This window comes from Rheinheimera texasensis DSM 17496 (assembly GCF_000711985.1).
GTDB lineage: Bacteria > Pseudomonadota > Gammaproteobacteria > Enterobacterales > Alteromonadaceae > Pararheinheimera > Pararheinheimera texasensis.
On the sequence record NZ_JONU01000007.1, the window covers coordinates 1,173,424 to 1,187,292 of the forward strand.

Genomic DNA, 13,869 nt, shown 5'->3' on the forward strand with positions numbered 1-13,869 from the left:
GGGTTAAATACTTTGCGCGCCTGTCTGCTGTTCTTGCATCATCCATCATTGATTTACAACCTGTGCTGACCAGCACGCTACTGCGGCGTTGGAATGCCGGCACTTTCTAATTAGAATTTTCTAATATATACTTATATTAAATTTATCTAATGCAAATTGTGGTCACTATACTGTCGCTGGCGCGTGAAACTCTTCATGGGACATGCCGTACAGCAGCACCGCAACAAATTGGAGACTTTATGCAGATGAAACGACTGGGACAGCTGAACGCTTCAGTAACCGCATTGTTTACCACGCTGCTGCTGGCCGTGCAGCCTGTAGCGGCCAGCGCCACTGAGTGGTTGACGCTCGAGCCACAACAACAGTCGGTCTGGCTCGAGTTGCCGGCGTTGGTGGAAGCGGTGGCGCAATCGACTATTTCAGCGCAAACCTCGGGCCGGATCATTGAATTACCTTTTGATGTGAATGACTTAGTGCCGCAAGGCGCTGTGGTGGTGCGTTTTACCGATACCGAACAAAAAGCCCGGCTGGCGCAGGCAGAAGCCGCTTTGAGTGAAGCGCAGGTGCGGTTCGCTGAGCAGGACAAAGAACTCAAGCGTGTACAACAAATCCATCAGCAGGGGTTAGTGGCTAAAGCCGCGCTGGATTTGGCACAGGCCAATTTTAATGCCGCCAAAGCGCGGCAACAGCAAGCCAGTGCTGCTGTCAGTGCCGCCCGCGAGCAGTTAGAGCAAACCGTTGTGCGCGCGCCGTACAGCGGTATTTTGCAGCAACGGCTGGTGGAGCTGGGCGAACTGGCCACCCCGGGCAAACCTCTGTTAACCGGCCTCAGCCTCGAACATCTGCGTTTAAGCGCTCAGCTACCACAACAACAATTGGCTGCGGCGCGGCAAAGCAGCGCGGCCGAGCTGCAGTTATCTGATGGCAGTGCGCTGAGCTTAGGTGCGCCGGATTTAACCATAGCGCCACAGGGCAACGCCCAAAGCCATAGTTTTCTGCTGCGGCTGAAATTGCCGGTCGCCGACTACAGTGCACAGCAGCTGTATCCGGGCAGCTGGACCAAACTGAAACTGCAAACCGGCAGTTTGCCACAGTTGATGATCCCGGCGAGCGCTGTGTTGTGGCGCGGCGAAGTGGCGATGGTCTACCTGCAGCAAGCATCCCAACCCAGCCTGCAGCCGGTACGTGTACAGAAGTTGCAAAATGAACATTACCAAGTGTTATCAGGCTTAAGCGCCGGGCAACAAATCGCGGTGGATGCTAAAGCGCTGTTGCAGCAAAACAGCAGCGCGCAGGAGTCACAATAATGCAGCTCGGTATCTCGGGCCGTTTAGCGGCAGCCTTTAAGCAAAATCAGATCACGCCTTTGCTGGCGCTGGTCAGTTTGTTGCTGGGGCTGTTTGCGGTGCTGGTCACACCGCGTGAAGAAGAACCACAAATTGAAGTCACTTTTGCCAACGTCTTTATCGCTTATCCGGGCGCATCGGCTGCCATGGTCGAGCAGCAGGTGGCGGTGCCGGCCGAGAAAATTATCGCCGAAATCGCCGGCGTCAAACATGTGTATTCAGTGTCGGAACCGGGCCGCACAGTATTAACAGTGCAGTTTGAAGTTGGTGAAAAACGCACCGACGCTTTAGTACGCCTCTATAACGCTTTTTATGCCAAAGCCGACTGGCAACCGGCCGCTGCCAATATTGGCCCGGTGCTGATTAAACCCAAAGGCATCGACGATGTACCAGTGTTTGCCGTCACGCTGTGGAGCAAAAACCCGCAGCTGGGCCGCGCTGAATTACAAGCGGCCGCCAATCTGCTGGAAGAACAGCTGCAGCAGGTACCGGGTAGCCGCGATATCTACAGCATCGGCCGGCAGGCCGAACAAATCAGCGTGCGGCTGGACCCGGCGCGGTTAAGTGCCTATCAGCTGTCATTGCCGCAATTAAGCCAGGCGCTGCAACAAGCCGGCACTGTGCGCAGCAGTCAGGCAATGCTCGCGCCGCAGCAATTAGTGCAGCTGGAAAGTGGCAGCTTTTTAACCAGCGCCGATGAAGTGGCGCAGCTGGTAGTGGCGGTGCGTAGCGGCGCCACAGGTGAATTGTTGCCGGTTTATTTGCGCGACGTGGCCGACATCAGCCGTGGTGTGGCTGAACCTGACACTTATGTGCAGCATCTGCAGCCGTCGGGGTCAACGGGTAATGCGTTGAGCTCGACCGCCGTCACTGTGGTTGTGGCGAAACAACCGGGTTTTAATGCGGTCGATGTCACGGCCGCTTTGCAGGACAAGCTGGCGCAGCTGCAGCAGGATTATTTAAGCCGGGATATCGAACTCAGTATCAGCCGCGATTATGGCCTGACCGCTAAAGACAAAGCCGACACGCTGATTCATAAACTGATTTTTGCCACAGCATCAGTGGTGCTGCTGGTAGGTCTTGCGCTCGGGAAACGTGAAGCCATAGTGGTTGGAGCCGCTGTGGTGATCACACTGGCGCTGACGTTATTTGCGTCCTGGGCTTATGGTTTTACCTTAAACCGCGTGTCGTTATTTGCGCTGATTTTTTCCATCGGCATTTTGGTGGACGATGCCATTGTGGTGGTCGAGAACCTGCACCGGCATTGGTTATTGGGGGGGAAACCACTGGCTGAAGCAGTACCGCTGGCGGTCGAGGAAGTCGGCAGCCCGACGATTCTGGCGACTTTCACAGTCATCGCGGCGTTATTACCGATGGCTTTTGTCAGCGGCCTGATGGGGCCTTACATGAGTCCAATTCCACTGAACGCCAGCATGGGCATGCTGCTGAGCTTATTAGTGGCTTTTATTTTCACGCCCTGGTTATTCCTGAAAATGTTCGCCCACCGCACACCAGCGGCCGGCGCCCATCACTCGCAGGATGAAAAACTGGAGCAGTTTTTCCGCCGCCTGATGCAACCGATGCTGCGCGCCCGCGCCGGCCGTAATAATCGGGTCAAATTACTGGTCGGTTTGCTTGCTGCTATTACCATGTCGGTGCTGCTGGTCACCAGTCAGCAGGTGGTGCTGAAAATGCTGCCGTTTGATAACAAATCCGAGTTTCAGGTGGTGGTGGATTTACCCGAAGGCAGCACGCTGGAACAAACCCAGGCGGTGTTAAATCAGGTGAGTCAGGCGCTTCTGACCTTACCGGAAGTCACGCATTTACAGACGTATGCCGGCACCGCTGCGCCGATGAATTTTAATGGCCTGGTGCGGCAATATTATCTGCGCCAGCTGCCCTGGCAGGGTGACGTGCAGGTCAATTTGCAAGACCGCCATCAACGGGACGAACAAAGCCATGCCATTGCGCTGCGGGTGCGGCCACTGCTGAGCAAACTGGAACAAAGCACCGGCGCCAGCATCAAGCTGGTAGAAGTACCGCCCGGCCCGCCGGTGATGGCGCCGTTAGTGGCTGAAGTGTATGGCCCGGATTATCAGGCGCAGCTGCAAGCCGCCACGCAGTTGCAACAGCAGTTTGCCAACACGCCGCTGCTGGTTGATATCGACAGCACGGTCGAAGCGCCACAGCCGCGCTGGCAGCTGGTGGCGGATCAGCAAAAAGCCGCACTGCTTGGTGTGTCGGTCGATGCGATTAATCAAACCCTGCAAATGGCTGTAGCCGGTCAGACCGCCACTTTTATTCGGGATGACCATAAGCGCCAGCTGACGCCGGTTGAATTGCAACTGGGCGAAGGTGTGCTGGCTAACTGGACAGCGCTCGGACAGTTGCCGGTGGTGAGCCAAACCGGCCAGCTGATTGCGTTGTCAGAGCTGACGCGCAAAGTTGAAACCACAAGAGAAAACACGATTTACCGCAAAGACTTACGCCCTGTTGTCTTTGTCACCGCCGATTTGGCCGGCGGTCCGGACAGCCCGCTGTACGGTATGCTGGATGTCAAAGCTGCGCTTTCACAGGGCGAAAACGCCATGCCACAGCAACTATTCAGTGTGCCCACCGATACCGACCACATCAGCATCAAGTGGGACGGTGAGTGGCAAATCACTTTTGAGACTTTCCGCGACATGGGCATCGCTTATGGCGTTGGGTTAATCATGATTTACCTGCTGGTGGTGGCGCAGTTTAAATCCTATGGTGTGCCGCTGATGATCATGGCGCCTATTCCGCTGACCATCATCGGCATTATGCCGGGGCACTGGTTGCTCGGCGTGCAGTTCACCGCAACCTCGATGATTGGCATGATAGCGCTGGCCGGGATTATCGTGCGCAACTCGATTTTGCTAGTCGATGCGATTCAGCAACAAACCGCAGCTGGTGTTGCACTGGAGCAGGCGGTGGTGCACGCCTCGGCGATACGGGCGCGGCCCATTATCCTGACCGCACTGGCGGCGATGTTAGGCGCGATGTTTATCCTGGACGACCCGATTTTCGGTGGTCTGGCGGTGGCGCTGATTGCCGGTTTAGGTGTGTCGACGGTGCTGACGCTCGTCGTGATCCCGGTAGTGTATTACGCCTATCATTATCAGGACAGGCAGGCCTGAATCTGCTGTTGAGCCAGCCGGAGCATGTCCTCCGGCTGGCTATTCTCTGATATTTTTTTGATTTTTTTCTACATTCCTGCCTCGATTTATACCAGCCAAACCTTTGTCCAGGCTTGAAATTCGGCCTGAATAGCAGCCCATAACCGGTTTGATAAAAATCTGATAATGCTGGTTCAGCTTGCTGTGGCAGGTTATTCCGGATTGAACAAATCATTCTCTTATTGTTATTAATATGTTGCGTCTCAATGTGGCGCTGAACTTAAAAACAATGAAAGGAGATACAAATGGATCTGATGATCGAGGCAGTCAATGCGCTGGGGAACTTTGATGTAGCAATGTTTGATCCGCAAGTACTGGATCCGGTTTTTGTGATTCCAATCATCATCATTCTGACCAAAACTTTATAAGTCGCGCAGGGGCCGACAGTGTATCGGTCGGTCCCTGTATCCGGGCAGTTTTAAACAGAGAGCTGATTGTGAATTTTATGCAGATGTCGATTGCACAGCTGGTGCATTGGTTTGAACAGGCATTGCAGAGCGGCACTTTCCCTTATGTTTCGATGGAAGCCGGCTCTTTTGTGCTAAGTGAAAGCACCGCCGAGCGTACATTGCTTTACATGGGGCGCCGGCCTTTTCAGGGAACTTTACAGACGTTGGGTCCATTACAGGCCAGAGTACTGGTTGGCGAAGTTGAGCTGGAGCAGGTCCGATGCGAGGCGGTCATGACCTCGACACAAATCCATTACCGTTGTTGTAGCCCGCAGGTTGAACGCCAGAGCTTTGATGCTGGCTCAGCCTTTAGTCTGGACGCCTGGCAGGCGGCGGATTTTAGTTGTAGCACGGACGCGCTGCTGATGTTGCATTTCAGCAAGTCAGAAAACAATCGCCATCACCTTTGCTTTGACAAGCAGAGCCTGCAACTGAGTCGGGTTTCGTTGCGCTCACATCAGGACGCCCGGCTGTTTAATTTTATTGAAGTGCTGGCGCGTTCAAGCAGTGAACGCAGTGCAAAATTACTGCAACAGCTCACAATGTCTGCCGTGCCGGAGATCGCCTGGCGTGCTTTGGAAGGCGTCTCTGCCCGATCTCCACAGCAGGCCATGGCCTTATTGCAACAATATGCTCAGCATCATCCATCTGCTCTGATATCGCAGCGGTCTGCTCAGGTGCTGAAACCGACACAAGGTGTTTACTGATGGCGGTCATTTTTCAGTATGAAGCTTTACCTGCCATAGGCCTGATTGAATTTATCAGGCAGGTCAATGCCATCTATACAGGCCCACACCAATTAGAGCCACAAATGATTGGCCGTCTGGCTCAGTTACTCGGCAAGCTTGCCGCTGACAAACACTGGTTGACGGATCATTTGTGTGATGTGTTAGAGCATGAATTCGCCGGGCAGTCTGCGGGCAACAGTTATGGCAATGATGCATTAGTGATTTACAGCCAGCAGGAACCGTTCTTCCAAATCCGGGTTTGTTTCTGGCACCCACGGCAAGCGGTCAAACAGGCTCAGGAAAAATATGATGTATACCAGTGTCTGCACGACCACAACTTTGGTTTTCTGACCACCAATTATTATGGGCCTGGGTATGTGTCCCGGTTTTACCGATATCAGTACCAGGATGATTTGATGTGCGGCAGTCCAGTGCCACTGGCTTTGCAATTTGAACATCAGCTCAGCCCCGGACAGATTGTCTGGTACGAACCCAGTGTCGATGTGCATTTACAGCACCCACCACAGGCATTCAGTGTGTCACTCAATCTGATATTTGAAACCAATGAAAATAAACAATTTGTGTTTGATGCCAGCAACCAGCGGGTGGATCAGGTGGTGTATAGCAGCCATCAGCTGGCGTTGCAGTTCTGCCGCCAGTTTTTGCAAACTTTCACGGTTTAGTCTGCTTATTGTTTTGCTGGGTACATCGGGCTGTTCAGTGCTGGGGCAAGCCGCTAAAAGCACGTTACAGGGCACTACGGCTACCTGGAAGTTGCAGCCGGTGGCTGTACGGAATTCTTATCCGGATTGGGTGCGTAGCGCTTATTACAGTGCGGAATTATTGTTGTCTGACACCCAACTCTGGCAAATTCGTGTGCGCAGTCCGGTGCCGTTACAGTCGCCTGCACAGGCTGAACTGGAGCTGGCTTATTGGCTGGATGAGCAGTGGCTGCGGCAGATGGTGCCGTTGATCTTGTTAAGCGAACAGCAGGACGGCAAGTATTATTGGTATGAATACCAGCTGAGCCCGGCGAGTACGGCATTTTATCAGCAGTTTCAGCAGGCCCGATTCAGTTACCAGCGGCCCAGGTTTCGATATCTGTTACAGCCAACCTGGTCGCAGCAAGTCGATGCAGCGCTTAGCAGCCGGTTGCAGCTGGAGTATCGTTTTCTGCCGGATTACGGCTATCTGTCGTTGGGCCAGATGATGCGGATGGTAAACTTTATGCCGGAGGAGGAATGGGACTGGTTGTGTCGCGGCAATGAATATCTTTTTGACAAAGGTACGGCTTGTGGCGATGTGGTGATCCGGGACCCGTCTGGTAAAACCAGCCCGGCTAACTAACCGGCAAGTGCAAAATCGTACTGCATCACCGCTACCCAATGGTTCTCGTAGAACTCGCGGTGATGCAGCTCCCAACCTAGCTTTTCGTAAAAAGCCTGCTGATCTTCGGTAAAGAGATAGAGGGTGGTGAGGTCACGCTGACGCGCTTCATTCATCACATGCAGCACCACTTTTTTGCCTAAACCTTTACCGCGCTGCAGTGGGTGAATGTAAATATTGGCAAGCCAGGGGCTTAAATCCTGATTGGTGGTCATATCCGACAACAACAAAGACGCAGTGCCGGCCAGCTGATTTTGTTCGTCCAGCAACAGCCAGGTTTGCGGCAGCCCATCCGGTTGCAGCGATTCACGCAGGTCGGCGGCGAAATCTTCCACCGATTTATGCGGGAACAACGCATGCCACTCGGCAAAATGCCATTGCGCTATGGTGGGGATTAGGTCAGGGCAGGTCGTCAGATTTTGCAGTTGCATCGGGCTTCATGATTCAGTGGACACAGCGACGGCAGTTTATCAGACTTGTCGGCAGATGTGTCTTTGGTCGAAACAGACCGGCTGCGACACTGTTGTTCACGCCGCTGCCAAACAGTAAAGTTTGGTAATTTTATGCAAAATCGTTATCATTTCGCCAGATTTGCTTACTGTTTTGGCGAAAATATGCACGAAGTGTTGTCGTTATTTCCCAGTCAGGTTTTACGGGTAACCTGGCCTGATGCCGCAGAATTTGCGCCCGGTTTAATTGCGGAAGTGCTGCAGCTGCGTCAGCAGTTACCGTCTGCCAGTAAAACCAATGTTGGCGGCTGGCATTCGCCTTCGGTGCTGCAAGAGCGGCCTGAACCTGCGATTAGCCGTTTTGTCAGTCAAATTCCGGCACATTTAAGTGTTTGGGCGCAACACTATTTTGCCATTGACACGCCGCTGGACCCGTCGTTGTGGCAACTGGAAGTCTGGGCCAACTGCAATGAAACCGGCCATTTTAATAAAGCCCATGATCATTTCCGCAGTGGCGTAGTCGTTAGCGGTTTTTATTATCTGCGTTGTGGTGGTGACGACGTGGGTGGTGAAACCGTATTTATTAATCAGCAGAGTTGCCCGCTCAATATCCATAGCCCGGTGCCGCTGCGGGAACAAAGTTTTTCAGTCACGCCACAGGATGGCGATATGTATATTTTCCCAAGCTGGCTTGGGCATCGGGTCAATCCTTATCGCGGCAGTGCTACCCGCATCAGTCTGGCGTTTAATGCCTCGCATCCGGCGCTGCAGGTGGTGAAAAAAACCGACAAACCACGCTTCTCTGCGATCCGCAAAATTTTGCGGAAAATCAGTTAAGCGGCACTCCTTCCCGGTAATTAACTGGAAAATCAGCGTTTTCATCGCGGCCACTGCACAAAAAATGCGGCAATCCGGGTCCAGAGCGGCAACACTATTGTTGCCAATCGTGATGAGGACTAACCAATGCGCCCTGTTTTTTATATTGCCGCCCTGACCGCCTTTTTAAACGCTGCCACTACACAGGCTGCTGAACCGGCCACAGCGCCGGAATTTATTGATACTTTTGCCAAAATTTTTGGTGAACACCCCGGCATTAGGAAAGGCCATGCGAAGGGCTTTTGTGTCGCCGGTGACTTTAAAGGGGAAGGTGCGGCGCAGACGTATAGCAGCTCGATGCTGTTTAGTGGCGACACTTACCCGCTGCTCGGCAGGTTTTCGATGGCAGGCGGCAACCCCAAAGCTGCCGAAAACAGCCGCTCACCACGTGGCCTCGCGCTGCAAATTAAGCTCAATAACGGCGAGCTGCAGCACTTCGCGCTGCTGTCGACGCCGGTGTTTGGCGCCAAAGATCCTGAGTCCTTTCTCGGTTTATTAAAAACCCTTATTCCGGGACCGGACGGTAAACCAGATTTAGCGAAAGTGGCGGCCTATCGCGCTGCGCATCCGGATACACAGGCGCAGGCGAAATATCTGGCCGACACCGCACCACCAGCCAGCTATGCCAGCACGCCCTATTTTGGTCTGCACAGTTTTATGTTGAGCAATAACACCGGCCAGCAACAGGCCGTGCGCTGGCAGCTGCAGCCGGTCGATGGCGTCAAAGGTTTAACTGCCGCCGAAATTGCCGCTAAACCGACGGAGTTCCTGCAGCAGCGGCTGGCCGAACGGCTGAAACAAGGGCCGGTGCAGTTTAAGTTAGAACTGGTGCTGGCAGAGGCCGGTGATAACTTGCTGGACCCGTCGGTGCAGTGGCCAGCGTCGCGCAAAACGCTGCAGGCCGGTGTGGTGACGCTGCGCAGTCAGGGTGATAACGCCTGCGATAACATCAACTTTGACCCCAATGTGCTGAGCGCCGGCATCAGTCCAAGTACCGATCCGATTTTGGCGATGCGTTCTGCTGCTTATGCCATTTCTTTTGGCAAACGCCTGACCGGCCATTGATGTTATTGCATGGAGACCGGTGTAAATGCACTGCTGCAATCGTATGCAGTGTTTTTGCACCAAAGCGGTGCTGTTCGGCGCTGCTGTTCTTCGTCTAAGCTGAGGCGGTCTTTCTTCAGCGGAGCCGCCGATGACCACTACTATTTTGCGTACTGCCTTATCTCCTGTTGCTGCGAAGTGTCGCCGGGCTTTGCCTGTACTGGCGCTGTCTGCATTGTTGTCGGCCTCTTTGTCGGCATGTAATCCGGCGCCTGATTCCAGCAAAGCCACTACTGAACCTGTCAGCAGCCAGAGTGCCAGCCCGGCAACTGCGGCTGTCAGTGCAACCAAACCCTGGTGGCAGGACGCGGTGTTTTACCAAATTTGGCCACGTAGTTTTGCTGACAGCAACGGCGATGGCACCGGCGACTTTAATGGCATCGCGCAAAAGCTGCCGTATTTAGCCGATTTAGGCGTCAATGCTTTGTGGCTGACACCGATGTTTGAAGCGCCGAGCTATCACGGCTATGACTTCACCGAGTTTTATCAGGTCGAAACCGACTATGGCAGCCAGCAGGAATTCAAAGCGCTGATTGATGCCGCCAAAGCGAAAAATATCCGCATAATCCTCGACTTAGTCATTAACCATATCTCTGACCAACACGACTGGTTTAAACGCTCTGCCGCCGGAGAAGCACCTTACAAAGACTATTTTATCTGGCGTAAAGACCTACCCACCGACGGCTGGGGCCCGGCCTGGGATGCCAGCAAAACCGACCCGAAAGTAGTCTGGCATTATCACGAAGGCCGCAAAGAATATTATTACGCTGCATTTGGCGCCTCCCAGCCGGATTTAAATCTGACCCATCCGGATGTTATCGCTGAGATGAAAAAAATGGCGAAATACTGGCTGGATTTAGGTGTCGCTGGTTTTCGTTTAGATGCGGTGCGCTATGCCATTGAAACCGGGCCGGACGGCCAGGCGGATACTGCGGAAACTATTGAATACTGGAAGGATTTCACCCAGTACGTCAAATCAGTGCAGCCTGATGCGATGCTGGTCGGCGAAGCCTGGGCCGATTTACCGGTTGCGGCCAAATACGCCGGGGATGGCAAGGCGCTGGATGCTGGTTTTGATTTTGAATTTGGCTACAAAGTATTGGAATTGCTGCAAGGCAACGGCGGCGTTAAAGCTGAATTCGGCACTATGAATACTGCCGGTGCAACTGCGACCGAACAGCCATTGCAGGCCAATTTCAACGCCCGTAAAGCCGCTGGCGTGCCGATGGGTTATTTCAGCCCGTTTTTGACCAACCACGACCAGCCGCGCATCGGCTGGCAGTTACAGGGCGACCAAGCCAAAGCTAAGCTGGCTGCGGCAATGTTACTGACATCCCCCGGCAGCACTTATCTGTATTACGGTGAAGAAATTGGCTTAAGTCAGGCTTCAGATGCCGAACATATTCAGCGCCGCGCGCCGATGTTGTGGGACCAAAGCCCGCAGGCTGGTTTCACTACAGCTGCAAGCAGCTGGGTGCAATCTGACCAACTGTTCCCGCCGCAGCGTGAAACCAGCTGGTGGACGCCGTTTTTACAAGCGCAGCAAGCCGCCAAAATTACAGTGGCTGACCAGCAACAAGACGCCAAATCACTGTGGTCTTTGTACAAATTCCTGATCACACAAAAACAACAGCGTGCGGAATTTGGCGTGGCCGGCAGCTATGAAGCCAAAGCGCTGAATGACGGCAAATTGCTGCAAATCAGCCGTGAATTGGCAGGAAAAAAATCAGTATTTGTGCTGAACCTGTCGGCAGAGCCACAAGCGCTGCCAGCTGAACTCCTGCAGGACGCAAGCCTGCAAAACGGCTGGAATGAAGCTGAAGCCAGCGCCAAGCAACTTGCGGCCTGGCAGCTACGCAGCTGGTCGAACTAACTATCCGGCAGCGGTTGTGACCGACCGCTGCCACTTCCTGTGTCTGGCGCCCTGGTTCCGAGTTTGACCCCCGGTCCCCTGTGACTGATGTTGGTCGCACCCTGTTTGGTGTGGAAGTGCAGTTACTGTGGACTTTTTAAAGGGCCGGGCGCCCCTTCTTGTTGAGATCTTTGACTGCTTTGTTGGTTTGGCTGGCATTCTGGCTACGGCGATCTACCTTTAAGTTCAGTCGTCTTCCATCAGCGAAAACTAATGTTACAGCAGTCCAAAGCCCCTTCCTGGTTACAACAACAAAAATCGCAAATTGCCGCACAGTTCCTTGATTCCTTGTGGCGGGACTTATTGATACTGACTGCCGTAGTGCTTCCGGTGTCGTTACTACGCATTTTTCACACCGGTTGGCTGGATTTGTATCTGGTCCACCTGAGCATCGGCAGCATCGTGATCCTCACCGGGTTGTACCGGCATCGTCTACCGCTGCAACTGAAAGGTGTTCTGATTATCGCAATCATGCTGGTGCTGGGTGCCGGTGGTTTGTACAGTTTTGGTTTGGCGGCGAATGGTACGTTCTGGTTGATTTGTGGTTGTCTGATCACCGGATTTTTATATTCAGCCCGCACTTTGCATCTGGTTTGCGCTCTGGCAATGAGCATTTTTCTGGCGAATTTTATTGGCTACAGCACTGGGGTTCTGCAGGCCCAAACCAACCTGGATTTATACATGCAAGGCGTCAGTTCCTGGCTGAACTTCCTGCTGACTGCGGTGATGATGGTGTTTATTTTGCTGCGCGCCGTGCAGGCGCAGCAGCAAAAACTGATGGCGGTGACACAACACCAATACCGGCAATGGCTGGATGATTTGCCGCTGGCGCTTGAGGTGGTTGATTTAGAACAGAAAGTTTATTACCAAAACCATGCCGTCCGCCGTTTATTTGGCCAAGACAGTCAGGCTAGTGCGCCCCATGCCAGTGTGCCCCAAGCTGGTGTGCCGATGCAGTTGCTGGCGCATTTACGTGATAAAAACACCGGCGCGCCGTTGCGTGCCAGTCAGTTGCCGGCCGCGGCCGCCCTTCGCGGTGAAAATCATTTTATCGATGCCGCGACCTTAAAAACCAGTCAGGGCGAAACGGTGGTGCGTTGCTGGGGTTGGCCCGGTTATCGCGAAGATGGTGAGATTGGCTATGGCATCACAGTTTTCGAAGACATCAGCCGGCAGGCGCTGTCCGAGCAATACAAAAACGAATTTATCGCCAATGTCAGCCATGAACTGCGTACGCCGCTGACCGCAATCCGCGGCAGCATTGGGCTGATAGTCGGCGGTATCTTTGGCGACGTGCCGAAAAAAGCCGAGGATATGGCGCGGATCTGCCAGCACAATGCAGAGCGTTTGTTGTTTTTAGTCAATGACTTACTCGACCTGCAAAAAATCGAACAAGGCAAACTGGAGATCACGCCAGTGCCGGTGGATGCCAGTCCGCTGCTGCGCAGCTGTACGGAAAACCTGCAAAGTTATGCAAACGGATTTGGTTCTAAGATCATGCTCAACGATCAGGCACCGCACGCAGTGGTGAATTTGGATCCGGACCGCTTACAGCAGGTGCTGGCCAATTTGCTGTCCAATGCCGTGAAGTTCTCACCCAAAAACACTGTGGTGATGCTGTCTGCCCGCACAGAGGCGCGTCAGCTGGTGATTGCTGTTCAGGACCAGGGCCGCGGTATTCCTGAAGCGCAGTATTCAAAAGTATTCGAACCTTTTACCCGGCTGGAACCACAAGACGGCGAAGCCCAGCCGGGCAGTGGTCTCGGTTTGTCTATCAGCAAAAAACTGGTGCAATACATGGGCGGGCAAATTAGTTTCAGCAGTCAGGAAGGCATCGGCACCACTTTTGAACTGCGTTTTCCGCTGCTGGTGGAGTAATTAAAAACCGAATAAATCCGGCGTGGATGGCCCCTGATCAGCTTCCAGGTTACTGTCCGGTTTGCCGGCAAGGCGCGCGGCATCGCGGCGGATGCGGCGTTGCTCCAGTAACTTCAAAATGCGGGCGCGTTCGGCAACCGGTTTGTTGTGCCAGTTAAATCGTTCATCCCGCGAGCGCAGACAACCCACGCAATAACCGCGGTTATTGCTGGTGCAGACCCCGATACAGGGGTTGGGTAAGTCAAACAGCTCGAGTTGATCCATAAGCCGCTGGCGGAAAAAGGCGTGATGGCCTGAGTCTACTCAATCCGCGTCGACAGCGCCACCGGCAACATGGTGCTGAAGATTTGGCGAACTTCTGTTAAATCAGCTGGTTAATCATTAGACGCTGGCCGTATGGCCGTCTTTTTTTGCGAAAAGCAAAAATAACTGTTGACTCAGGCCGTGCAGACGGCTATTTCTAATAGCGTTTTGCTGTGGCCAAAGCGCCATTGCCGTTTTTTGACATATAACCAACAGAGTTATTGCTACAAACATTATG

At 53.5% G+C, this 13,869-nt stretch carries 12 protein-coding genes; 10 read left to right on the top strand and 2 right to left on the bottom strand.

Annotated elements, in window-relative coordinates; genetic code table 11:
• The first annotated feature begins 239 nt into the window (after positions 1-239).
• The 6 genes from Q399_RS0105430 to Q399_RS0105455 all read left to right on the top strand — a co-directional run bounded on the left by Q399_RS0105430 (position 240) and on the right by Q399_RS0105455 (position 7,070).
• Positions 240-1,307, top strand: coding sequence for an efflux RND transporter periplasmic adaptor subunit (locus Q399_RS0105430; protein ID WP_051685767.1), 1,068 nt, complete (start codon positions 240-242; stop codon positions 1,305-1,307).
• Complete coding sequence (locus Q399_RS0105435) at positions 1,307-4,507, top strand: efflux RND transporter permease subunit (RefSeq protein WP_031566402.1); 3,201 nt, start codon at positions 1,307-1,309, stop codon at positions 4,505-4,507. The genes Q399_RS0105430 and Q399_RS0105435 overlap by 1 nt, the downstream gene beginning before the upstream one ends.
• Before the next feature lie 284 nt (positions 4,508-4,791).
• Positions 4,792-4,914 (top strand): hypothetical protein, encoded by a 123-nt coding sequence (locus Q399_RS22445; RefSeq protein WP_281172201.1) that lies wholly within the window; start codon positions 4,792-4,794, stop codon positions 4,912-4,914.
• Between the two features lie 77 nt (positions 4,915-4,991).
• Entirely contained in the window at positions 4,992-5,702 is a 711-nt protein-coding gene (locus Q399_RS0105445) for a HEAT repeat domain-containing protein (RefSeq protein ID WP_211253171.1), read from the top strand.
• Positions 5,702-6,406, top strand: coding sequence for a hypothetical protein (locus Q399_RS0105450; RefSeq protein ID WP_031566407.1), 705 nt, complete (start codon positions 5,702-5,704; stop codon positions 6,404-6,406). The genes Q399_RS0105445 and Q399_RS0105450 overlap by 1 nt, the downstream gene beginning before the upstream one ends.
• Before the next feature lie 100 nt (positions 6,407-6,506).
• Complete coding sequence (locus tag Q399_RS0105455) at positions 6,507-7,070, top strand: hypothetical protein (protein ID WP_157836234.1); 564 nt, start codon at positions 6,507-6,509, stop codon at positions 7,068-7,070.
• Here the strand turns inward: Q399_RS0105455 and Q399_RS0105460 are convergent.
• Positions 7,067-7,540, bottom strand: a complete 474-nt coding sequence (locus tag Q399_RS0105460) for a GNAT family N-acetyltransferase (protein WP_031566411.1) — start codon at positions 7,538-7,540, stop codon at positions 7,067-7,069. The genes Q399_RS0105455 and Q399_RS0105460 overlap by 4 nt on opposite strands.
• Before the next feature lie 132 nt (positions 7,541-7,672).
• Here Q399_RS0105460 and Q399_RS0105465 point away from each other — a divergent pair, with 132 nt between their 5' ends.
• The 4 genes from Q399_RS0105465 to Q399_RS21420 all read left to right on the top strand — a co-directional run bounded on the left by Q399_RS0105465 (position 7,673) and on the right by Q399_RS21420 (position 13,328).
• Entirely contained in the window at positions 7,673-8,395 is a 723-nt protein-coding gene (locus Q399_RS0105465; RefSeq protein ID WP_157836235.1) for a putative 2OG-Fe(II) oxygenase, read from the top strand.
• A gap of 126 nt (positions 8,396-8,521) precedes the next feature.
• Complete coding sequence (locus Q399_RS0105470) at positions 8,522-9,499, top strand: catalase family peroxidase (RefSeq protein ID WP_031566415.1); 978 nt, start codon at positions 8,522-8,524, stop codon at positions 9,497-9,499.
• Between the two features lie 130 nt (positions 9,500-9,629).
• A complete protein-coding gene (locus Q399_RS0105475; RefSeq protein ID WP_084164104.1) occupies positions 9,630-11,411 on the top strand; it encodes an alpha-amylase family glycosyl hydrolase in 1,782 nt (593 codons plus the stop codon).
• A 252-nt stretch (positions 11,412-11,663) separates the two neighbouring features.
• Positions 11,664-13,328 (top strand): sensor histidine kinase, encoded by a 1,665-nt coding sequence (locus Q399_RS21420; protein WP_031566419.1) that lies wholly within the window; start codon positions 11,664-11,666, stop codon positions 13,326-13,328.
• Here Q399_RS21420 and Q399_RS0105485 read toward each other — a convergent pair whose 3' ends face one another.
• Positions 13,329-13,592 (bottom strand): DUF1289 domain-containing protein, encoded by a 264-nt coding sequence (locus tag Q399_RS0105485; RefSeq protein ID WP_031566421.1) that lies wholly within the window; start codon positions 13,590-13,592, stop codon positions 13,329-13,331.
• Positions 13,593-13,869 lie beyond the last annotated feature (277 nt).